At 72.3% G+C, this 21,857-nt stretch carries 22 protein-coding genes; 15 read left to right on the top strand and 7 right to left on the bottom strand.

The features are described 5' to 3' along the window. Nucleotides 1-34 precede the first annotated feature (34 nt). The 3 genes from ACQP2P_RS05180 to hisN form a co-directional block, all read right to left on the bottom strand. Nucleotides 35-3,064, bottom strand: coding sequence for a putative bifunctional diguanylate cyclase/phosphodiesterase (locus ACQP2P_RS05180; RefSeq protein WP_433613778.1), 3,030 nt, complete (start codon nt 3,062-3,064; stop codon nt 35-37). A 303-nt stretch (nt 3,065-3,367) separates the two neighbouring features. Further along, on the bottom strand, nt 3,368-4,246 hold the full coding sequence (locus tag ACQP2P_RS05185; RefSeq protein WP_433618990.1) for a hypothetical protein: 879 nt from the start codon (nt 4,244-4,246) through the stop codon (nt 3,368-3,370). Nucleotides 4,247-4,328: 82 nt separating this feature from the next. Next, entirely contained in the window at nt 4,329-5,147 is an 819-nt protein-coding gene (hisN, locus tag ACQP2P_RS05190) for a histidinol-phosphatase (RefSeq protein WP_433613780.1), read from the bottom strand. A 52-nt stretch (nt 5,148-5,199) separates the two neighbouring features. Between hisN and ACQP2P_RS05195 the strand changes: the two genes are divergently transcribed. Further along, entirely contained in the window at nt 5,200-5,736 is a 537-nt protein-coding gene (locus tag ACQP2P_RS05195) for a DUF2087 domain-containing protein (RefSeq protein WP_433083653.1), read from the top strand. On the opposite strand, the gene rsgA is transcribed toward ACQP2P_RS05195, so the two are convergent. Together rsgA and aroA are read right to left on the bottom strand one after the other, a co-directional pair. Further along, nucleotides 5,713-6,699: a ribosome small subunit-dependent GTPase A gene (gene rsgA / locus ACQP2P_RS05200; RefSeq protein ID WP_433618991.1), complete on the bottom strand. Its 987-nt coding sequence runs from the start codon at nt 6,697-6,699 to the stop codon at nt 5,713-5,715. The two genes, ACQP2P_RS05195 and rsgA, sit on opposite strands and share 24 nt — an antisense overlap. A 64-nt stretch (nt 6,700-6,763) precedes the next feature. Then, entirely contained in the window at nt 6,764-8,020 is a 1,257-nt protein-coding gene (aroA, locus tag ACQP2P_RS05205) for a 3-phosphoshikimate 1-carboxyvinyltransferase (protein WP_433613782.1), read from the bottom strand. An 89-nt stretch (nt 8,021-8,109) separates the two neighbouring features. Here aroA and ACQP2P_RS05210 point away from each other — a divergent pair, with 89 nt between their 5' ends. The 7 genes from ACQP2P_RS05210 to ACQP2P_RS05240 all read left to right on the top strand — a co-directional run bounded on the left by ACQP2P_RS05210 (nt 8,110) and on the right by ACQP2P_RS05240 (nt 12,446). Then, complete coding sequence (locus ACQP2P_RS05210; RefSeq protein ID WP_433613784.1) at nt 8,110-8,832, top strand: SOS response-associated peptidase; 723 nt, start codon at nt 8,110-8,112, stop codon at nt 8,830-8,832. Nucleotides 8,833-9,000: 168 nt separating this feature from the next. After that, nucleotides 9,001-9,444 (top strand): WhiB family transcriptional regulator, encoded by a 444-nt coding sequence (locus ACQP2P_RS05215; protein ID WP_433613787.1) that lies wholly within the window; start codon nt 9,001-9,003, stop codon nt 9,442-9,444. Nucleotides 9,445-9,530: 86 nt separating this feature from the next. Continuing rightward, complete coding sequence (locus ACQP2P_RS05220) at nt 9,531-10,085, top strand: alpha/beta hydrolase family protein (RefSeq protein WP_433613789.1); 555 nt, start codon at nt 9,531-9,533, stop codon at nt 10,083-10,085. A 371-nt stretch (nt 10,086-10,456) separates the two neighbouring features. Then, complete coding sequence (locus ACQP2P_RS05225; protein ID WP_433083662.1) at nt 10,457-11,074, top strand: sigma-70 family RNA polymerase sigma factor; 618 nt, start codon at nt 10,457-10,459, stop codon at nt 11,072-11,074. Between the two features lie 5 nt (nt 11,075-11,079). Continuing rightward, nucleotides 11,080-11,364: a mycothiol system anti-sigma-R factor gene (gene rsrA / locus ACQP2P_RS05230; RefSeq protein WP_433083664.1), complete on the top strand. Its 285-nt coding sequence runs from the start codon at nt 11,080-11,082 to the stop codon at nt 11,362-11,364. Nucleotides 11,365-11,661: 297 nt separating this feature from the next. Further along, nucleotides 11,662-11,877, top strand: a complete 216-nt coding sequence (locus ACQP2P_RS05235) for a biotin/lipoyl-binding carrier protein (protein WP_433613792.1) — start codon at nt 11,662-11,664, stop codon at nt 11,875-11,877. A 62-nt stretch (nt 11,878-11,939) separates the two neighbouring features. Further along, a complete protein-coding gene (locus ACQP2P_RS05240) occupies nt 11,940-12,446 on the top strand; it encodes a GNAT family N-acetyltransferase (RefSeq protein ID WP_433613794.1) in 507 nt (168 codons plus the stop codon). A gap of 108 nt (nt 12,447-12,554) precedes the next feature. Here the strand turns inward: ACQP2P_RS05240 and ACQP2P_RS05245 are convergent, their stop codons facing one another. Then, on the bottom strand, nt 12,555-13,298 hold the full coding sequence (locus ACQP2P_RS05245) for a TetR/AcrR family transcriptional regulator (protein ID WP_433613796.1): 744 nt from the start codon (nt 13,296-13,298) through the stop codon (nt 12,555-12,557). Nucleotides 13,299-13,397: 99 nt separating this feature from the next. On the opposite strand from ACQP2P_RS05245, the gene ACQP2P_RS05250 reads away from it, so the two are divergent. Together ACQP2P_RS05250 and ACQP2P_RS05255 are read left to right on the top strand one after the other, a co-directional pair. Continuing rightward, nucleotides 13,398-14,939 carry an MDR family MFS transporter gene (locus ACQP2P_RS05250; protein ID WP_433613798.1) on the top strand — a complete coding sequence of 514 codons (1,542 nt, stop codon included), beginning with the start codon at nt 13,398-13,400 and terminating at the stop codon, nt 14,937-14,939. 122 nt (nt 14,940-15,061) lie between these two features. Continuing rightward, on the top strand, nt 15,062-16,090 hold the full coding sequence (locus ACQP2P_RS05255; protein WP_433618993.1) for an SIS domain-containing protein: 1,029 nt from the start codon (nt 15,062-15,064) through the stop codon (nt 16,088-16,090). Here the strand turns inward: ACQP2P_RS05255 and ACQP2P_RS05260 are convergent. Then, complete coding sequence (locus tag ACQP2P_RS05260) at nt 16,065-16,514, bottom strand: hypothetical protein (protein ID WP_433613800.1); 450 nt, start codon at nt 16,512-16,514, stop codon at nt 16,065-16,067. The genes ACQP2P_RS05255 and ACQP2P_RS05260 overlap by 26 nt on opposite strands. Nucleotides 16,515-16,537: 23 nt before the next feature. Here ACQP2P_RS05260 and ACQP2P_RS05265 point away from each other — a divergent pair, with 23 nt between their 5' ends. From ACQP2P_RS05265 to ACQP2P_RS05285, 5 genes are all read left to right on the top strand, one after another. Continuing rightward, nucleotides 16,538-18,034: a sensor histidine kinase gene (locus tag ACQP2P_RS05265; RefSeq protein WP_433613802.1), complete on the top strand. Its 1,497-nt coding sequence runs from the start codon at nt 16,538-16,540 to the stop codon at nt 18,032-18,034. A 392-nt stretch (nt 18,035-18,426) separates the two neighbouring features. After that, on the top strand, nt 18,427-20,115 hold the full coding sequence (locus ACQP2P_RS05270; RefSeq protein ID WP_433613804.1) for a nitrite/sulfite reductase: 1,689 nt from the start codon (nt 18,427-18,429) through the stop codon (nt 20,113-20,115). 76 nt (nt 20,116-20,191) lie between these two features. Then, entirely contained in the window at nt 20,192-20,353 is a 162-nt protein-coding gene (locus ACQP2P_RS05275) for a hypothetical protein (protein WP_350611623.1), read from the top strand. Then, nucleotides 20,350-21,066, top strand: a complete 717-nt coding sequence (locus ACQP2P_RS05280) for a phosphoadenylyl-sulfate reductase (protein WP_433613807.1) — start codon at nt 20,350-20,352, stop codon at nt 21,064-21,066. The genes ACQP2P_RS05275 and ACQP2P_RS05280 overlap by 4 nt, the downstream gene beginning before the upstream one ends. Further along, on the top strand, nt 21,063-21,803 hold the full coding sequence (locus ACQP2P_RS05285; protein WP_433613809.1) for a sirohydrochlorin chelatase: 741 nt from the start codon (nt 21,063-21,065) through the stop codon (nt 21,801-21,803). Before ACQP2P_RS05280 ends, ACQP2P_RS05285 begins: the two co-directional genes overlap by 4 nt. Nucleotides 21,804-21,857: the final 54 nt, after the last annotated feature.

The following is a 21,857-nucleotide window of genomic DNA, read 5'->3' on the forward strand; positions in this document are numbered from 1 at the left end:
GTTCCTGTGCGGCTCGCCGGGGTGGCCGGACGAGTCACGCCATCGCGGCGAATGGCGCGGTTTTCGGGATGAGCGCGAACGCGTCGGGCTCGGACAGCGGCCGGGCGAACAGGTAGCCCTGGCCGTAGGGGCAGCCGATCTGCTGCAGGGCCTCGCGCTGGTCGGCCTGCTCGACGCCCTCGGCCACGACCGAGAGGTTGAAGGTCTGGGCCAGCTGGACGATCGCCGTGACGACCGCCCGCTGCTGGGCCGAGCTGAGCATGTCGTCGATGAACGACTTGTCGATCTTCAGCACGTCGATCGGCATGTGCTGCAGGTACGACAGCGACGAGTAGCCGGTGCCGAAGTCGTCGATGGCCAGCCGGATGCCCATCGCCCGCAGCGCGTCGAGGTCGGCGCGGACGGTGTCGTCGTTGCGCAGCAGCAGGCTCTCGGTGATCTCCAGCAGCAGCGTGCCGGGCTCCACGCCCGAGGTGTGCAGCATCTGGCGCACCTCCTCGACGAAGCCGGGAGTGCGGAACTGCCGCGCGGAGACGTTGACGCTGATGTAGCGCAGCGCCCCGGGCGCGGTCGAGCGCTGCCAGCGGCCGGCGGTGTTCAGCGCCTGCCGCAGCACCATCCGCCCCATCGGCACGATGAGGCCGCTCTCCTCGGCCACCTCGATGAAGTGGCCGGGCGCGATCATGCCCCGGGTCGGGTGGTTCCAGCGCACGAGCGCCTCGAAGCCCAGCGGCACGCCGGTCTCCAGGTCGACGATCGGCTGGTACTGCAGCACGAACTGGCTCTCCTTGACCGCCTGGTCGAGCGCGGCGCGCAGCTCCAGGCGCTCCAGCACGGCGGTGTGCAGGTCGGACTGGTACCGCCGCCACTGCCCCTTGCCGGCGCCCTTGGCCACGTAGAGCGCGAGGTCGGCCTGGCGCATGAGCTCCTCGGCCGAGTTCGCGTCGATCGTGGTGGACAGGCCGATGCTGCTGATGCCGTTGACCGACTCGCCGGCCACGGCGAACGGCTCGGCGAGCGCGAGGTTGATGCGCTCGGCGGCCAGCTCGAGGTCGGCGATGGAGTCGGCCTCGATGAGCGCGGCGAACTCGTCGCCGCCGAGGCGGGCGACGGTGTCGGTCGGGCGCAGCTCGGCCGTGATGCGCTTGCCCACGGCCTGCAGCAGCTCGTCGCCGACGGCGTGGCCGAGCGTGTCGTTGACGATCTTGAAGTCGTCGAGGTCGATGAAGAGGACGCCGACCAGGCTCCCGTCGCGCCGGCCGCGGAACACGGCCTGCTCGACCCGGTCGCCGAAGAGCACCCGGTTGGCCAGGCCCGTGAGCGAGTCGTGGAACGCCTGGCGGATGAGCTGCTCCTCGAGGCGCCGGCGCTCGGTCACGTCCCGCACGGTCAGCACCAGGCCGCCGACGGTGGTGTCCTCGCGCAGGTCCCGGCAGTCGACCTCGACCAGCAGGTCGGAGCCGTCCACGCGCTCGGCCCGCACGTCCACGACGTCGTGGCCGTGCGCGCCGGAGCGGACCTGGCCGAGCAGCTCGGCGAGGCGCACGCGCTCGTCGCGGGCGACGAACTCCCACAGCTCGTAGCCGGCGATGCGCTCGTCGCCGAAGACCGTGCCGGCAGCCGGGCTGGCGTACTGGATCACGTCGTTGTCGTCGACGATCAGGATGACGTCGGACGTGTTGTGGATCAGGGTGCGGAAGTACGCCTCGCTGTTGCGCCGGTTGACCTCGGCGGTCAGCGTGATGCGCTCCAGCGCCATGGCGGCCTGCGAGGCGAGCACCTCGAAGGTCGGCTGCAGCAGCTGCAGGACCTCGGTCGGGGCGGCGAGGTAGAGCACGTCGCTGGTCACGCCGAGCGGGTGGCGCAGCGCCGAGCTGAACTCGCGCAGCCGGGACCGCACGTCCGGGGTGAGTCCGGAGACGCGCACCAGGCCGGGCGCGGGCAGCTCCTCCTCGGCGCCGACGCGCACCAGGGTCACCACGTGCGGCGTGTCGGCCGGCAGCAGCCGCTCGAGCGTGGTCTGCACGGCGGAGAGCGCCTCGCGGGTGTCGGCCGCGGCGAGGAGCGTGGACGTCGCCTCGCGCAGTTCCCGCTCGCGGGCCAGCGACTGGCGATGGTTGCCCATGACGCCCGCCAGGCGCAGCAGCACCAGGGCGAACATGACGCCGGAGGCGGCCGCGATGACGGCGGCGTCGCGCACGGTGCCCAGGCTCGCCTCGACCAGCAGCACGCCGGGGGCGATCAGCGAGGCGGCGCCGAGCAGCGCGATGCGGCGCCCGCCGAGGTCGGCGGTGGCCGAGCGGGTCGGCTCGGTCAGCTCCCGCATCGACGGGTGCAGCGCGGCCGCGGCCCACGCCGAGTAGCACACGACCCAGCCGAGGTCGGTGGGGCCGCCGACGTGCCAGGAGCCGTTGAGCTGGATGAGGCCGTAGACGACGTCGGCCGCGAGCAGGCCGGCGGTGCCGAGACCGAGCAGGTTGATCGTGCCGGTGCGGCGCACGCCGCCGGTGAGCAGACGGGCGAACACGGCCAGGGTCAGCACGTCGCCGAGCGGGTAGCCGATCGAGACCAGCTTCTGCATCAGCGTGAGCTCGGTGCTGCGCACGTACGGGTCGATCAGGAAGATCCAGGACAGCAGGGCCAGGCCGATGGTGAACGTGGCCGCGTCGATCAGGCTGTCACGGTTGTTGCGCCCGGTGCGGGAGCGGATGAAGCCGAGCAGGCCGCCGGCGAGGATGGGGTACATCGCCAGGTACAGCAAGTCGCAGAACGACGGGAACGGGTTCTCGAGGCCGAACACGTCGGTGAGCAGGTTGTAGAGGAAGTCGCCGAAGCCGAAGCAGGCCAGCGCCGCGGCCAGGAGGAACCACGGCCAGCGGCGGCTCGGGCGGTGCACCACGACGCCCACGACGACCCCGGCCACGCTGGACAGGCCGATCGCGCCCCACCAGATCATGTGCATGTCGGGCCAGCGGTAGAACGCCACGGTGAGCAAGGCCATCCAGACCGCGAACCAGGCGCTGAGCTTGTTCTTCAGCACGTGTTCCGCCTCCTTCCTGCTCACGACCAGGGCTTCGTGCAATCCCTGAATCGGTCAGGCGGAGGGAGTCTGAACGAGAACCCGGGTGCGGGCTGGGTCGGGCGAGTTGCCGGATGGGTCCCCCGAACGGTGGACAGAGCGTGCTCAAATGACCACGCTCTGTTCTGTTCTTGCCACCACGGAGGCCGGGATTCCTGGCGGGAGCGACGGCCCGCAGGTGACGCGGGCCCGAGCAAAGATTTCTACGCTCTTGACGCCCGTCAGGGTATAAATCCGAAATGTCGGGCTAGCGAAGCGCCCGACATTTCGTCGTCTCGGGGTCCCGGACTATCGGCCGGCGGAGCGGCGAGTTGCGCTGAACGCCAGGCCCGCCGGCGGAGGCTCCGACTCCTCCGTGGCCGTGCGGTGGTGGTGCTGCGGCTCCGCGTAGAAGCTCAGGCCGATCACGCCGGCCAGGGTCACCACGAAGCCCACCGCCACCAGCCACTCGCGGTGCGGCCACACGCCGTCGCCGAGGAAGAGCAGGCCCACGAGCGCGGCCGGCACGGCGCCGGCGGCGTCCATCGCGGCCACGGCGGCCGTCGTTGAGCCCCGCTGCATGGCCAGGCCCAGCAGCAGCTGGCCGACGAGCGAGTGGGCGATGAGCAGGTAGGACAGTGGGTCGGTCACGAACTGGGCGAACGAGTCGGCCGAGGCCAGCGGGCGCGACGCCACCGCGGCGGCGCCGAACGCCACGCCCGACAGGGAGCCGAGCACCACCGACCCGGGCGCGCCGTGCAGCCGGCTCGCGAAGAAGCCCAGCACCGCCAGCAGCGCCAGCACCACGGCCAGGCCGATCACGCCCCCGGCGCCGAGCTGGCGGGACGGGGCCGGCTTGGCCGCGAGCACGAGCGCGGCGATGCCCACGGTCAGGGCCAGCAGCAGCGCGACCTCGGTGCGCGGCAGCTTCCACTTGAGGATCAGCACGCCCAGCAGCGTGGTCACGCCCAGGCCCGCGGCCATGGCCGACTGCACGAGGAAGAGCGGCAGGTCGCGGCGGGCGAAGAAGGCCAGCGCGAAGCCGGCGCACTGGCAGGCGATGCCGACCAGGTAGGACTTGTGGCGGCCGAGGCGCAGCAGGAGCATCGGCTGGAAGCCCTGATGCAGGTCGGTGCGCGCGGCGGCCACGGACTGCAGCAGGTTGGCGACGCCGTAGGCGGCGATCATCGCGCCGAGGAACAGCCAACTCCAAGATGCCACCCGGGCAGGATAGACCCCGTGCGGGTGCCGGGCATACGGACCTTTGGGTTCAGCCGGACAAACCGGACAGTCGGGTGGTGCCCAAACGGGTGAGCACGTCCTCGTGCAGCCGGCTGTTAGTGGCGACCGCGCTACCTCCGCCCGGGCCGGGTGTGCCCTGCAGGTCGGTGAAGGTGCCGCCGGCCTCGGTCACGATCGGCACCAGGGCGGCCAGGTCCCACAGCGACAGCTCGGGCTCCACCATGATGTCCACGGCGCCCTCGGCCAGCAGCATGTATCCGTAGAAGTCCCCGTAGGCCCGCTGCCGCCACGTGCGCCGGCTGATGTCGAGGATGGCGCCCAGCCGCCCGGCCTCCTCCCAGCCGCCGAGCGACGAGTAGCAGAACGAGGCGTCGGCCAGCCGTGACACCGACGACACCCGGATCGGCGTCGCGGCGGCGGTGTGGCGCCCCGCATACGCCCCGTGGCCGAGCGCCCCCCACCAGCGGCGCCCGAGCGCGGGCGCCGACACCAGGCCGACGACCGGCTGGTCGCCCTCCATGAGCGCGATGAGCGTCGCCCAGATCGGCACCCCGCGCACGAAGTTCTTCGTGCCGTCGATCGGGTCGATGACCCACTGGCGGCTGCCCGGGCCCGCGGCGGCCTCGGTCGCGCCGTACTCCTCGCCGAGCACCCCGTCGCGCGGGCGCGCCCGGCCGAGGGTGGCCCGCAGCGCCTTCTCCACCGCGGTGTCCGCGTCCGTCACCGGCGTCAGGTCCGGCTTCTCGGACACGTGCAGATCCTGGGCGCGGAAGCGCGGCACGGCGATCGCGTCCGCGGTGTCGGCGAGAAGATGAGCGAGGGCCAGATCGTCCGCGTAGCGAGCCATGCGCGGAAACTTAGCCGACGACCGCCACCTTCTGGCAGTACTGTCGCCGTTTGTGACTCCCACAGCCCTGTGCGGCCTGCTCGCCGAGTCCGAGCGTCTCCAGGTCTTCGCGGCCGTGGTCCTGGGCGCGCGCACCCCCAGCGCCGTCGAGTCGGCCACCGGCCTGCCCGCCCGCGTCATCGAGCCCGCGATCCGGCGCCTGCAGCAGGGCGGCCTGCTCGGCGTCGAGGGCGGCGAGCTCGCCGCGTCGGCGGAGACGTTCAAGGAGGCCGTGCGCGCCGCCGCGGTGAGCGCCGGCCCGCAGCCGCAGCTCGACCCGGACCGGCAGCGCGACCTCGTCCTGCGCACGTTCATCAGCGACGGGCGGCTGACGCAGATCCCGGCCGCGCACGGCAAGCGCATGGTCGTGCTCGAGCACATCGCCTCGTCCTTCGAGCCCGGGGTGCGCTACCCCGAGCGCGAGGTCGACGCGATCCTGCGCGCCTGGCACGACGACCACGCGGCGCTGCGGCGCTACCTCGTGGACGGCGGGCTGCTGTCCCGGGACAACAACGTCTACTGGCGCTCAGGCGGCCCCGTCGTCGTCTGAGGGCGTGCCCTCCTTCGAGGCCAGCAACCGGCGGAACGAGGCGAGCCGGCGCGGGTCGGCGCCGCCCTCGGCCACGAGCTTGTCCAGGCCGCAGTCGCCGCCGGCGCCGGTGTGGTCGCAGTTGGGCGAGCAGCGCGTGGAGGCCTCCACGAGGTCGGGGAAGCCGTGCAGCAGGCTGTCGGCCGAGACGTGGGCGAGGCCGAACGAGCGCACGCCCGGCGTGTCCACGATCCAGCCGAGATCGTCGGGCAGCTGCAGGGCCACGGCGCTGGTCGAGGTGTGCCGGCCCTTGCCGACCGCGCTCACCGAGCCCACCGCCCGGTCGGTGCCGGGCACCAGCCGGTTCACGAGCGTGGACTTGCCGACGCCGGAGTGCCCGATCAGCACCGACACCCGGCCGGTCAGCTCGGCCACGAGGTCGTCCAGGGGGCGGTCGGGGCGGCACAGGACGTACGGCAGGTCGAGCTCGGCGTAGTAGTCCAGCACCGCGTCCGGCGCCGCGAGATCGCCCTTGGTCAGGCACAGCAGCGGGTCGATCTCGGCGTCGTAGGCCGCGACCAGGCACCGGTCGATGAACCCGGTCCGCGGCGGCGGGTCCTGCAGCGAGTTCACGATCACCAGCTGCTCGGCGTTGGCCACCACGACCCGCTCGAAGCGGCCCTCGGTGCCGCCCTCCTCGTCGTCCGCGGTGCGCATGAGCACGGAGGTGCGCTCGTCGATGCGCACGATGCGCGCCAGGGTGTCGGGGCGGCCGCTCACGTCCCCGACGATCTGCACGTGGTCGCCGACGACCACCCCGTGCCGGCCCAGCTCGCGGGCGCGCATGGCGGTGACGGTGGCGCCGGTGTCGGCGATGTGGCAGGTGTACCGCCCGCGGTCGACGGCCACGACGAGCCCCTCGACGGCGTCGCTGTGCTTCGGGCGCTGGCGCGTGCGCGGTCGCGAGGACCGGCTCGGGCGCACCCGCACGTCATCCTCGTCGTACTCGCGCTTCCGCCTCAGCCGAACCTCCCGCTGAACCCGACCCTCATCGCCCTGCCACCATCGTTGACCATAGCCGGGGAAAGTCCGGCAGCGTCTTCGCGGTGCATGCCACGTCGTCCAGACACAGCCCGGGCACGGCCAGCCCCAGCACCGCGCCCGCGTGCGCGAGCCGCCGGTCGCCGTTCGTGCGCAGCGTGCCGCCCCGCAGCGGCCGCGGCCGGATGCGCAGCCCGTCCGGCTCGGCCGTCACGTCGGCGCCCAGGCCGGTCAGCGCCGCGGCCACCTGGGCCAGCCGGTCGGCCGGCTCCTGGCCGCGCAGGTGCGACGGGGAGTCGGCGAGCGCGGCGACGGCGGCCAGCACCGCGGACACGTCGGCCAGCCCGGTGAGGTCGGCGCTGACACCGTGGACGGTCCCGGAGCCGCGCACCGTCAGCCCGCCCGGCGTCAGGGCCGCCTCGCCGCCCATCTGCCGCAGCACGTCCAGCAGCCGCCGGCTCGGCTGGCTCGTCGCGGCCGGCCAGCCCCGCACCGTGACCGTCCCGCCGGTGACGAGGGCCGCGGCCAGGAACGGGGCGGCGGTGGCGAGGTCCGGCTCGATGTCCCAGGCCCGTGCCTTGAGCCGCCCGGGCTCGACCGCCCACACGTCCGGGCGGGTGTCGTCCACGCCGGCGCCGGCCGCGCGCAGCATGTGCACGGTCAGGGCCACGTGCGGCTTGGGGACCGGGGCGCCGACGTGGCGCACGACCACGCCCCGGTCGTAGCCGGCCGCCGACAGCAGCAGCCCGGAGACGAGCTGGCTGGACGCCGAGGCGTCGATGGTCACCGGGCCGCCCGCGATCCGGCCCGAGCCGTGCACGGTGAACGGCAGCCCGTTGTCGGTGTCGATCCGGGCGCCCAGCGCCCGCAGCGCGCCGAGCAGCGGGGCCACCGGGCGGCGCCGGGCGGCGGGCTGGCCGTCGAAGGACACCGCGCCGGTGGCCAGGCCCGCGACCGGGGGCAGGAAACGCAGCACCGTGCCGGCCAGCCCGACGTCGACCCGGGCCGGGCCCTCCAGCGGCCGCGAGCGCAGCAGCCACAGGTTGTCGTCGGCGGTCGACACGTGGCAGCCCATCGCGCGCAGCCCGGCCGCCATCAGCTCGGTGTCGCGGGCCCGCAGGGGGGTCCGCAGGGTGGTGGCGCCGTGCGAGACGGCGCCGAGGACCAGCGCCCTGGCCGTCATGGACTTCGACCCCGGCAACCGCAGCGTGGCGTCCAGCGGACCGGCGGCGGTCGGGGCGGGCCACGGTAAGTCGGTTTCCACGCGCTCAGTGTGCAATCAACTTCGATATGTAGCGACTGCTGGGTTTGCCGGGCGGGATTTTTCTCATACTGCGCCGATACCGTGGACGCATGTGTGGCAGGTACGCGACCTCGCGCAGCAACGCCGACCTCAGCGCCCTGTTCGAGGCGGCCGACGAGACCGGCGGCCTCGAACCGGACTACAACGTCGCCCCCACCGACCCGGTGCCGGTGGTGCGGGTGTCGCAGTCGGCGGGCGGCCGGGTGCTGTCCACGGCCCGCTGGGGTCTGCTGCCGTCCTGGGCCAAGGACCCGAAGGCGGGCGCCCGGATGATCAACGCGCGGGTCGAGACCGTCGAGTCCTCCAGCGCCTTCGCGCAGTCGTTCGCGCGGCGGCGGTGCCTGGTGCCCGCGGACGGATGGTACGAGTGGGTCCGCAGTGACGACGGGAAATCCAAGCGGCCCTACTTCATGACCCTCGGCGACGCCGAGCCGTGCGTATTCGCGGGGCTGTGGTCCGTGTGGGGCAAAGGCGACGACCGACTCCTCACCTGCAGCATCATCACCACGCCGGCCGTCGATGACCTGGCGCTCATCCACGACCGCATGCCGTTCCTGCTGCCGAGGGCGCGGTGGGCCGACTGGCTCGGCGCACAACCGGATGCAAGCCTCCTGTTGCCGACGCCATCGTCGCACGTCGCACGGCTGGAGCTACGCCCCGTAGGCGCCCGCGTCGGCGATGTACGCAACGACGGTCCTGACTTGGTCGCGAAAGTTGCGGCACCCCCTCTCCGATCGAGCGATGTCGAGCCGATCGATCTGACCCTGTTTTAGGCTGTAAGTCCAGAAAAAAATCCGACCGTTTTTGCGGATCGGCCGATGAACTCTTGAATTTGCAGCCGTTTTTGCGATACAACACAGCGCCGGTGGGTCTATGTCGGATGGGGGCATCCCGACGTTTTCCCGCCTTGCGTTCGTTTGACCCACGGGGGAGGTGGGTGTATGACCCGGGCGAGGATGCCACGCCCTCACGAAGTCGCAGCCGCGAAGCGAGACCCGCGACTGCTCAGGGCCGTCAAGGAGCAGCAGGGCGACGGAGCCTGGCGCATCCGCGGCGCATGTCAGGCGGTCGACCCAGAGACGTTCTTCCCGGCTCCGACGGAGCCGGCCGACGCCGCGGTGGCCCTGTGCCGCACGTGCGACGTTCAGGGAGCCTGCCTCGCGTGGGCCCTCGACGTCGGCGACTGCCACGGTGTCTGGGGAGCCACAACACCGCGCGAGCGGCGTGCGATGCTCGTCGCATGGCGCAGCGAGGGGCAGGGGCCGGGCGTTCCCGGCCAGAGCGACCCACGGCTGGGCGCGGTGGCGTGCCTGCCGATCCTGCCGTTGCAGCGGGCCCGGAGCCGGGAACAGCCGGATCCGGTCGGGGCGGGCGCCGCGCAGTAGAGCCGTCCACGTCCGCCGCTCGGCCCCGGCCGGGCGGCGGACGGTCGGTCGCGACCCCGTCCGGCCCGGCCCGGTACCGCCTCGACGTGCCCGGGAACTACGGCGGAACGCTGCTCATGCTCGGCCACGGGGCCGGCGGCGACGTCGACGCGCCCGACCTGGTGGCCGTGCACGACGCCGTGCTCGGCCTCGGGGTCGCCGTGGCGCTGGTGACCCAGCCGTACCGGGTCGCCGGTCGGCGTGCGCCCGCGCCCGCCGCTCAGCTCGACGCCGCGTGGCTGGCCGTCGTCGCCCGGCTGCGCCACAACCTCGAGTTCGGCGCGCTCGTCGTGGGCGGGCGCTCCAGCGGCGCCCGGGTCGCGTGCCGCACCGCGCGCGAGGCCGGGGCGGCGCGCGTCCTGGCGCTGGCGTTCCCGCTGCACCCGCCGGGCAAGCCGGACAAGTCCCGCGCGGACGAACTGCTCACCGGGGTGCCGACGCTCGTGCTCAACGGCGACCGCGACGCCTTCGGGGTGCCGGGGGAATCGCCCGGAGTACACGTGCGGATCCTGCCCGGCGAGACCCACGCGCTGTCGAAGCGCCCCGCGGCGGTCGCCGAGGCCGCCGTGGCCTTCGTCACCGGGACCGGACTGCCTCGTTGAGCGGGATGTGGCCGGCATACGCCGGTCACGCTGCCACAACTCCCAGGCCCTTCCTGCTCCCAGCGGTCGGCCCGGTCCCAAAGTGGTCCGGCCGCTGGAGCGGGTGAGGCGGAATGGCCGGCCGGGCTCCGGTGTTACACCATCCGAGCGGCGCTGCCGACGGCGCCGTCAGCGGAGGGAACCAGAGCGTGGCAACACTCGAGCGTGACGACCTGCGGATCCGCGAGTTGCTGTTCAGTCCGGCGTGGCCCGCGACGACCGACGCGGAGCCGGACCCGTCGTGGCAGCCGATCGCCCGTGAACGATTGACGGGCGCCACAAACACCGAACTCGCACAGGAACTCGGCGTATCCTCGACCGGACGGTCAAGGGTGGGGGTCGCACGAGTGGTGAGCAGCGAGAGCGCGGAGCAGCAGCGGGTCCGGTTCGAGCATGACGCGCTGCCCTTCATCGACCAGCTGTACGCCGCGGCCCTGCGCATGACGCGCAACCCGTCGGACGCCGAGGACCTGGTGCAGGAGACCTTCCTGAAGGCCTACGCGGCGTTCCACCAGTTCGAGACGGGCACCAACCTCAAGGCCTGGCTGTATCGGATTCTCACGAATACGTACATCAACTCCTACCGGCGCCGGCAGCGTCAGCCCGTCCAGGCGCCCACCGAGGAGATCACCGACTGGCAGCTCGCCGAGGCGGAGTCGCACACGTCCAGTGGGCTGCGCTCGGCCGAGACCGAGGCCCTGGACCGGCTGCCCGACTCCGACGTGAAGGAGGCCCTGCAGTCGCTGCCCGAGGAGTTCCGCCTGGCGGTCTACCTCGCCGACGTCGAGGGCTTCTCCTACAAGGAGATCGCGGACATCATGAACACGCCGATCGGCACCGTGATGTCCCGGTTGCACCGCGGACGGCGCAACCTGCGCCGGCAGCTGGAGACCTATGCTGCCGACCGTGGGTTCACCCGCACTCCGTCCGCTGAGCCGAGCGAGGTCTGAGATCGATGAGCTGTGGAGACCCGCACGAGACCGACTGCAGTGACGTGCTCGCCGAGGTATACCTCTACCTCGACCTCGAGTGCGCCGACGAACGCCGCACGGTGATCCGCGAGCACCTGGACGAGTGCTCGCCCTGCCTGCGCGAGTTCGGCATCGAGCAGGAGGTCAAGGCCCTGGTGGCACGCTGCTGCGGCTCGGAGCTGGCCCCGGCGGAGCTGAAGGCCCGCCTGCGCGCGAAGCTCTCGGAGTTCGTGGTGAACGCCGACTCCCGCGAGCTGCGGACGGACTAGCCGTCATCGCTTTCCGTGTTCGGCCCCTACCTCGGCGTAGAAGCTTGATCGCTAGATTTGGATGCGTCGGGTAGGCTTAGGTTTGAATCGGCCGCGCACCGCCTGAGTGGGCCTTGGCTTCCTTGAGCTCTGCGCGGGCATTCGTCCTCGTTGCTTCCTCTCCTGCTGGCTTGTGCTTCGGTGGCTGCCACGGCGCCTCGATGAGTGGGGTCCCCGGCGGCCACGGTAGGGCCGCGCGGGGGTGATGCTCCCGATATGCTGCGAGCGCACACAATGCAGCCGCGAGGGAGACCGGGGATGTCCGACGAGATCCGTGCCGAGATGGTCGCCAACGTCTGGAAGATCACGACCCAGGTGGGCGCCGAGGTGGCCGAGGGCGACACCGTGGTGATCCTGGAGTCGATGAAGATGGAGATCCCCGTGGTGGCCGAGTCCGACGGCACGGTGAGCCAGATCGCCGTGAACGAGGGCGACGTGGTGCAGGAGGGCGACCTGATCGCCGTGATCGGGTGACCTCGCCGGCCTCGCCTGTCACGGGCGGCCCGTCGGCCACGGACTTCGCGCCCGTGCCCGGCGTGGGTGCCGTTCGCGTACGGCTGATCACGCCGGACGACTACGACGCCGTGTCGCGGCTGACCGTCGAGGCCTATCGGGCGGACGGGCAGCTGGAGGCGTCGCCCGACTACGCGAAGGCGCTCGCCGACGTCGCGAGCCGCGCCGAGGCCGCGGACGTGCTCGTCGCCGAGATCGACGGGGTGCTGCTGGGGGCGGTGACGTTCACGCTGGCCGGCGGGGATTACGCGGAGGCTTCACGGCCCGGCGAGGCCGAGTTCCGCATGCTCGCCGTGGATCCGGCCGCGCAGCGCCGCGGGGTGGCCCGGGCGCTGGTGCGGGCGTGCCTCGATCGCGCCGCCTCGCTCGGGTGCAGCGGGGTGGCGATCTGCGTGCGGGACGACAATCCGGGGGCGTTCGCGCTGTACGAGGGGTTCGGCTTCGCGCGGGACACCTCGCGGGACTGGTCGCCGGTGCCCCGGGTCAAGCTGCTCGGGCTGTGGATCGGGCTGCCGGCTCTGGCGAAATAGCCGCGGGCCGGCCGGGGCCGGGTCGCCAGCGGCCGCCGGCGGGTCCGAGTCGCGGGCCGGCCGCCGTTCAGCTGGGCCGGCCAGCCAAGCCGACCTCCGCGGCGAGCCTCAGCCGGTGGAGGTGCGCGGCTCGGGGGACGGTGCGTCCGCGGGCATTTCGGGCGAAATGTCCGAGTTGGCAGGCGTCTCGCGGTCGGCGGCGGCCTCGCGGTCGGCGGAGGCCTCATGGTCGGCGGCGGCCAAGAGCTCCGTCGCCACCTCCAGGGCCGCGGCCCGGCGCTCATGCGCCGTCCCGGGCCGCTCCCGCAGCAGGAACCAGCTCGCGTGGATCGAGAACAGGGCCATCGCCCGCCGCAGTTGCTGACCCAGCGAATCCGAAGGGTCCATCAGCAGGGCGAACACGCGCAGCATCTGCTCGCGCATGCGCTTGCCTGCCGGCAGCGTGTTGATCAGCGTCTGGTTGCGCTCGAAGAAGCGGATCACGTTCTCGTGCGCGAACTCGTCGTGCAGGACCGAATACCGCTCGATGAACCGAAGCCGCGTCGCCGAGTCGCGCGGCTGGGACTCCGCCCAGGCGAGCAGGTCGTCCACCGCCGCGATCCGCTGGTCGATCAGGCTCGAGACGATGTCGTCCTTCGTCGGGAAGTGGTAATACAGCGCCGCCTTCGTCACGCCCAGCTTCTCGGCGATCTCGCGCAGTGACGTCTTGTCGTACCCCTCCTCGATGAACAGCTCGAGCGCCACCCGCTGGATGTGGGCGCGCGCGTCCGCAGCCCCGTCGGCCTCGCCCGTGCGGATGCGATTGCGCCCGCGGACGACCCGCGCGGCGGTCTCGTGCTCGCTGGAGTTCATCGCCACCAATCCTACTTGACGCCCGGCTAGTACCCAGCTTACCGTACGGCTAGTAAGTCACCTAGCCGGTCGGCAAGTAAGTTCGGGGAGCAATCGACAATGGCAGACAAGACGGCGCAGAGCCCGGTGAAGGTCGTCCTTCCCGGCCTGCTCATGGCCATGCTGCTGGCCATGCTCGACAACGTGATCGTGGGCACCGCCATGCCGCGCATCGTCGGCGACCTCGGCGGCGTCGACCACCTCTCCTGGGTGGTCACCGCATACGTCCTCGGCACCACGGTCTCCACCCCGCTCTGGGGCAAGCTCGGCGACCTCTACGGCCGCAAGACCGTCTTCATGACCTCGATCGTGCTGTTCCTGATCGGCTCGGCCCTGTGCGGCTTCGCGCAGAGCATGCCCGAGCTCATCGGCTTCCGCGCGTTCCAGGGGCTCGGGGCCGGCGGCCTGATGGTCGGGGCGATGTCGGTGCTGGGTGACCTGGTGCCGCCCCGCGACCGCGGCAAGTACCAGGGCCAGTTCGCCGCCGTCATGGCGCTCGCGATGGTCGGCGGCCCGCTCGTCGGGGGCTTCATCACCGACCACGCCGACTGGCGCTGGGCGTTCTTCGTCAACCTGCCGCTGGGCGGGGCCACGCTCGTCCTGCTCGCGCTGCGCCTGCACCTGCCGAAGCGCCGCACCGAGCACCGCATCGACTGGCTGGGCGCGCTGCTGCTGTCCATCGGCGTGACCGCGCTCGTGCTCGTCACCACGTGGGGCGGCACGCAGTACGCCTGGGGCTCGGCCGAGATCCGCGGCCTCGCGATCGTGGCGGTGCTCGGGCTCGTCGCGTTCGTGCTCGTCGAGCGCCGGCACCCGGAGCCGATCGTGCCGCTGTCGGTGTTCGCGAACCGCACCTTCACCCTGGTCGCGGTGCTCGGGTTCCTCGTCGGCTTCGCGATGTTCGGCGCCATCACCTTCCTGCCGCTGTACCAGCAGATCGTCCAAGGCGCCTCCGCGACGAACTCGGGCCTGCTCCTGCTGCCGATGATGGGCGGCATGCTGGTCGTCTCGCTGGTGGTCGGCCGCGTGATCACGAAGACCGGGCGGTACCGGATCTTCCCGATCGCCGGCGGCGTGGTCATGGTCGCCGCGATGCTGCTGCTGGCCCAGCTCGGCCCGCACACCTCGAAGCTCGCCTCGGGCCTGTACATGACCGTGCTCGGCATCGCGCTGGGCTTCCTGATGCAGACCACGATGCTCATCGCGCAGAACAGCGTGGAGCTCAAGGACATCGGGGTGGCCAGCAGCACCGCCACGTTCGCCCGGTCCATCGGGGGAGCGTTCGGCGTGGCCATCTTCGGCGCGATCTTCAACCACCGGCTGCATGCGCTGCTCGGCGAGCGGCTCGGCTCGGCGGCCGCGGACAGGATGGCCAGCGGCGGCGGGGGCGCGCGGATCGACCCGGTCACCCTCGCGCAGCTGCCGCCGGGGGTGCGCACGGCGGTCGTCGACGCGATCGCGGGCGCGACCTCGAGCGTGTTCCTGTGGTCGACCGTGGCCGCGGCGCTCGTGCCGGTGATCGCGCTGTTCATCCGCGAGGTCGCCCTGCGCGGCGGCGTCGAGGAGGAGCCCGAGCGCACACTGCTTGCGCAAGAGGGCTAGTTTCGCGCACGCAATGCGCGAAGTTGCCCCCAAAACTAGCGATCGGTGCGCGAAACTGCCAGACTATGAGCAGGAACGCGCATCGATCGCTCATTGGGAGGACCGTCATGACCGGCGCCGGGATGAAGGCCGACATCGCCGAACAGCCGGAGGTGTTCGCTCGCCTGCTCGACGAGCGCGCCGGCCAGATCGCCGAGGTCGCCGCGAAGATCGCGGAGTGGAAGCCGCGCAGCGTCGTGTTCACCGCGCGCGGCACGTCCGACCACGCGGCCCTCTACGCCGCCTACCTCACCGAGATCCGGCTCGGCATCCCGGCCGGGCTCGCCAGCCCGTCGGCGATGACGCTGTACGGCGCGCGCCCCGACCTGCGCGACACGCTCGTCGTCGGGGTCAGCCAGAGCGGCGGCTCGCCCGACCTGCACGGCGTGCTCAGCGTCGCCCGCGAGCAGGGCGCGCACACGCTCGCCGTGACCAACAACGCCGAGTCCCCGCTGGCCCGGGCGGCCGAGCTGCACGTCGACGTGGCGGCCGGGCACGAGGTGGCGGTGGCGGCCACGAAGACGTACACGGCGGAGCTGCTGGCCCTGCTCATGCTCATCGAGAGCGTCCGCGGCGGCGGCGCCCTGCCCGACGAGGAGCGCGCCGAGCTCGCCAAGCTGCCCGGGCACGCCCAGGCGGTGCTGAGCGACGACACCGTGGTGGACCTCGCCGCGCGGTACCGCTTCGCCGGCCGCCTCGTCACGACCGGCCGCGGCTACGCCTACCCGACCGCCCGGGAGACGGCACTCAAGCTCATGGAGACGTGCTACCTGGCCGGCCTCGCGTTCTCCGGCGCCGACCTGCTGCACGGCCCGCTCGCGATGACCGACCCGGACGTGCCGGTGCTCGCGGTCGTCGGCAACGGCCCCGCGGGGCAGTCGATGCGCGACGTCGTCGGCCGGCTCGGCGAGCGCCGCGCGGACACCGTCGTCTTCGGGCCGGCCGCCGTCGAGGGCGCCTCGGGCTGGGTGCGCACCCCGGACGTGGACGAGCGCTACGCGCCGCTGCTGGACATCCTGCCGCTGCAGCGCCTCGCGCTCTGCCTGGCGCTGCTGCGCGGCGAGAACCCGGACGCTCCCCGTGGCCTCAAGAAGGTGACGACGACGCTGTAGCGGCCGAAACAGGGATCACGGCGGGGCGACCCTCCGCGAGGTCCTTGGTCGCGAACGAGATGGCCGGGCGGCTGCCAACCGAGATCTGGTACGTCGCCCGGCCGCTGGACACGTTGCGCTGCTCGAACGCGAAGTTGCAGTCGAACCCGCCCCCGTCGGCCGCCAGCACGCCGGCCGCCAGCTCCGCCGCGGCGATCGGGCGCCCGGAGGAGTCCGCGATGCGCACCGTGCCGCCCTGGTACACGTCCCGCACCGGCGACGGCGCCAGGCACGCGCTGCCCGGCGTCCCCGCGGCCGCCCCGGCCACGCTGACGTAGCCGTGCAACAGGAATCCATCGGGCTTGGACGTCTCGTCGGCGCGGCTCAGCCAGCCGCATCCGCCCAGGGAGAGCACCAACAACAGGGGAAGTACCAAACGCCGCACCCGGCAACCTTAGTCTTGTCCTCGTGTCCACCCTGCGCGACCTCGTCGAGGAACACACGAGCCTCGAACCCGATGACATCGAGCACCTGCACCGGCTGGCCGGCGACTGGCAGATCGTGTCCGACCTCAGCTTCGCCGACCTGCTCATGTGGGTGCCGATCGAGGTCCGGGGCGAGTTCATCTGCGTGGCCCAGGTGCGCCCGACCACCGCGGGCACGGCCTACCAGGACGACCAGGTGGGCCGGATCGCCGGCGGCCCCGAGGTCGCGCACCTGGCGATCGTGCGCCAGCAGGGGCGCATCTGGCGGGAGGGCGACCCGGTCTGGTACGGCGACATGCCCGCCCGCCACGAGGCGATCCCGGTCCGCCGGCGCGGCAACGACAAGGTCATCGCGGTGCTGGGCCGCGACACGAACCTGAGCACCGCCCGCACCCCGGCGCAGCTGGAGCTCAACTACCTGACCACGGCCGACGACCTGGCCCAGATGATCGCCGACGGCAGCTGGCCGCCGCCCCGGCACCCGGGCGAGACGACGAGCGCGCCGCGCATCGGCGACGGCCTGGTGCGCCTCGACGCCACCGGCAAGGTCACCTACGCCAGCCCGAACGCGCAGTCCGCGTACCGCCGGCTGGGACTCGCCGCCCACCTGGTGGGCGAGAGCCTCGCCGAGACCACGGGCCGGCTCGTCGACGACCCGCTCGAGGGCGCCGACGCGACCGACCGCATCCACCAGGCCCTGCACGGGGAGGCCCCCGCGCGCAAGGAGCTCGAGGCCCGGGGCGCGACCGTGCTCATGCGCGCGCTGCCGCTGATGCCGGCCGGGGTGCCCATCGGGGCGCTCGTGCTCGTGCGGGACATCACGGAGGTCCGGCGGCGCGACCGGCAGCTCATGACCAAGGACGCGACGATCCGCGAGATCCACCACCGGGTCAAGAACAACCTGCAGACCGTCGCCGCGCTGCTGCGGCTGCAGGCGCGACGGGTGGGCGTTCCCGCGGCCCGGCACGCGCTGGAGGAGTCGGTACGGCGGGTGGCCTCCATCGCCCTGGTGCACGAGACGCTCTCGATGTCCTCGGAGTCCTCGGACGAGGCGGTCGAGTTCGACGGCATCGTGGACCGGGTCGCGGCGGCCGCCGTCGAGGTGGGGGCGGCCGGGTTCAACGTCGCGGTCCGGCGCGAGGGCGACTTCGGGGTGCTGCCCGCCGAGATCGCGACCCCGCTGGTCATGGTGCTCAACGAGCTGCTGCAGAACGCGGTCGAGCACGCCTTCGAGCCCGCCGGGCCGGACGCGCCCGAGGTCGTCGTCTCGGTGCACCGCTTCCGCAAGCAGCTGCACGTGACCGTGGCCGACAACGGGTGCGGGCTGCCGGAGGGCTTCGACCTCGACGCCAGCGAGCGGCTGGGCCTGCAGATCGTGCGCACCCTCGCCACGGGGGAGCTGCGCGGCACGATCGAGCTGCGCGCGCGGGCGGAGGGCGGCACCGAGGCGGTGATGGTGGTACCGCTGGCGAAACGGTGAAACCAACCGGACTGTGGGACATGGGGGCGCCGTGACCGGACCAGGCGCTGATTCGCGCCCCCGAATTCCTATCGGCTGAGTGTTATTCCAGTTACATGTTCGTCAAATCCTACTGAGAGAACCCTCACGTGGACGTGGCGTAAGGACCGCTCCCCGTGGAAGACTGCACCCTATGCACGCTGCTTCTCTGCGGCTCGTCAGCCGCCGACACGTCGACTACGGTCGCGTGCGCAGCGCCATCTGTCCGGCTTGCTGAACGCCGCCCGCCGAAATTCTTCCCGGGTGCGCGACTTCGCGCCGGAATGCTTATGACATCGACGTCATCCGTTCCCGCTTCCATCGGGGACGGCCGGCGCTTGGCCGCGTGCTCTCAATCCTGAGAGGACGCCGACATGTCGGTGAACACTGTCCGCGGACGTGGTGCGGCCGGTGGTCGTCCCCGTGGTGAGGGGCAGTGGGCCCTGGGGCACCGCGAGCCGCTCAACCCGAACGAGCGCAGCAAGAAGGACGACAACCCGCTCAACGTGCGGGCCCGCATCGAGAACATCTACGCGCACGCGGGCTTCGACTCGATCGACCCCGCGGACCTGCGCGGACGGTTCCGCTGGTTCGGGCTCTACACCCAGCGCCGCCCCGGCATCGACGGCGGGCGCACCGCCGTGCTGGAGCCGGAGGAGCTCGACGACCGCTACTTCATGCTGCGCATCCGCAGCGACGGCGGCCAGCTCTCGCTGGAGCAGCTCAAGACGATCGCCTCGATCGCCCAGCGCTTCGCGCGCGACACCGCCGACGTCACCGACCGGCAGAACATCCAGCTGCACTGGATCGAGATCGAGAACGTCCCGACGATCTGGCGGGAGCTCGAGGCGGTCGGTCTGTCCACGTTGGAGGCCTGCGGCGACTCGCCCCGCGTCATCCTCGGCAGCCCCATCGCCGGGGTCGCGGAGAGCGAGGTGCTCGACCCGACCGAGGCGATCAACGAGATCAACGCGCGGTACATCGGCGACCCGGAGCTGTCGAACCTGCCCCGCAAGTTCAAGACCTCCATCTCGTGGCTGGCCGACACGCCGTACGAGGCCAACGACGTCTCGTTCGTGGGCGTCATCCACCCCGAGCACGGCCCCGGCTTCGACGTGTGGGTCGGCGGCGGGCTGTCGACCAACCCGATGCTGGCCCAGCGCCTCGGCGCCTGGGTGCCGCTGCACGAGGTGCCCGACGTGTGGCACGGCGTCATCCGGGTCTTCCGTGACTACGGCTACCGCCGCCTGCGCAGCCGCGCGCGGCTGAAGTTCCTGGTCGCGGACTGGGGCGTGGACCAGTTCCGGCAGATCCTCGAGAACGAGTACCTCGGCCGGCGCCTGATCGACGGACCGTCGCCCGACCTGCCGGAGAAGCCGGTGGACCACATCGGCGTGCACAAGCAGTGGGACGGCAAGTACTTCGTCGGCGCCGCCCCGATCGCCGGGCGCAGCTCCGGCACCCAGCTCGCCGCGGTGGCCGAGCTCGCCGAGCGGCACGGATCGGCTCGGGTGCGGCTCACGCCGTACCAGAAGATCCTGATCCTCGACGTCGAGCAGGAGCACACCGAGTCGCTCGTGCGGGGCCTGGCCGCGGTGGGGCTCGAGGCCCGCCCGTCGAGCTGGCGGCGCAGCACGATGGCGTGCACCGGCATCGAGTTCTGCAAGCTCGCGATCGTGGAGACCAAGGCGCGGGCGGCGGAGCTCATCGAGCACCTCGAGAAGCGGGTCGCCGACCTCGACGCCGACATCTCGATCCACCTCAACGGCTGCCCGAACGCGTGCGCCCGCACCCAGGTCGCCGACATCGGCCTCAAGGGCATGCTCGTGCGCGACGACAACGGCGAGATGGTCGAGGGCTTCCAGATCCACCTCGGCGGCGGGCTGGGCATGGCCGAGGGGCAGACGGCCGGCTTCGGCCGCAAGCTGCGCGGCCTCAAGACCACCGCCGCGGCCCTGCCCGCATACGTCGAGCGGGTCGCCAACCACTACCTGGCCGGGCGCGAGCCCGGAGAGTCCTTCGCCCGCTGGGTGATGCGCGCGCCGGAAGAGGAACTGCGATGAGCGAACGCAGTGAGCGAATCATGACTCAGCGCTTTTTTGAGCCTCGTGGCGCCGGCGAGCGAAGCGAGTCGGCGACATGAGCGAACGCATGGCGCCGCTGCACTGCCCGTACTGCGGCGAGGAAGACCTTCGACCCCACGAGGACGCGCACGGCGCATGGGAGTGCCGCAGCTGCGCCCGCGTCTTCTCACTGAAATTCCTGGGACTGGCGGCGAACGCTTTGGAGGCGAAGCGATGAGCAGCACGACCGTTGCCCGAACCGCACAAGAATCCATCGAGCTGGCCGCGGCCGCGTCGGCGCGGCTGGAGGGCCAGACGGCCGAGAAGATCGTGGAGTGGGCCGCCGGCGAGTTCGGCGAGCGCTTCTGCGTGACCAGCTCCTTCGCCGACGCGGTGCTCGCGCACGTGGTGTCGAAGGTGGTGCCCGGCGTGCCGGTCATCTTCCTCGACACCGGCCTGCACTTCGCCGAGACGCTGCGGGTGCGCGAGGTCGTGCAGCGCACGCTGCCGGTGACCGTCCGCTCGATCCGCCCCCGCCAGACGGTCGCCGAGCAGGACGCCGAGTTCGGGCCGCGGCTGTACTCCCGCGAGCCCGACGAGTGCTGCTTCCTGCGCAAGGTCGAGCCGCTGGAGCGGGCCCTGGAGGACTACGACGCCTGGGCCGCGGGCCTGCGCCGCGACGAGTCGCCGAGCCGCGCCAACACGCCGATCGTGGGCTTCGAGCGGGCCCGGGGCAAGTTCAAGGTCTCGCCGCTGGCGCTGTGGACGCAGGCGGACGTGGACCAGTACATCTCGCGCTACAACGTGCCGGTCAACGCGCTCATGCGGCAGGGGTACGCCTCGGTGGGCTGCTGGCCGTGCACGCGCCGCACGCCTCCGGGTGGCGACCCGCGCAGCGGACGCTGGGCCGCGTTCGACAAGACCGAGTGCGGGCTGCACACGTCCGGATGACGGGCCGTCGCCTTGCGGATGCCGTCTTGCTGGTCGCGCACGGGTCCTCGGATCCGCGCGCGGCCGCGGCCACTCGCGCGCTGACGCGGGCGGTCGCGGCCCAGCGGCCCGGCCTGGCCGTGCGCTGCGCGTTCCTCGACCACGCCGGCCCGCGCCCCGGCGAGCAGCTGGCGGCGTTCGAGGCGCTGGGGCACCGCGCCGCCGTCGTCGTGCCGCTGCTGCTCACCAACGCCTTCCACGGCCGCTTCGACCTGCCCGCGGTGCTGGAGCGGGCCCGGGCCGGGGGCCTGGGCCTCGACGTCATCACGACCGACGTGCTCGGCGCCGGCGCGCCCGCGCTGCTGCTCTCGGCGCTGCGCCGGCTGCTGCCCCCGGTGTCCTTCGACGGGGTCGTGCTCGCCGCCGCCGGCACGCGCGACGACCTGGCCCGCCGCTGCGTCGACGTGGCCGCGGCGGCCCTGGGGGCGTCGCTGGGCGTGCCGTGCGTGCCGGGCTATGCCTCGGCGTCCACCGTCACCGGCGCCGCCGCGGTGGCCGCGCTGCGGGCCCAGGGCTGCGAGCGGATCGCCGTCTCGTCGTATTTCCTCGCCCCCGGCCGGCTGCACGATCTCGTGGTCGGCTCGGCGGTCGGCGCCGGCGCGCTGGAGCCGGTCGCCGCGCCCCTGTGCGCCCACGTGGACGTCGCCCGTCTGGTGGTGTCCCGGATCGGGGATTTCTCGCTCCTACGAGCCGCCTGAGGGGCCCCGCGGGACCGTTACGTGGCGCTGGACGGTTACCGTTGCAGGATGATG

The organism is Dactylosporangium sp. CA-139114 (assembly GCF_050955725.1).
Classification (GTDB): domain Bacteria; phylum Actinomycetota; class Actinomycetes; order Mycobacteriales; family Micromonosporaceae; genus Dactylosporangium.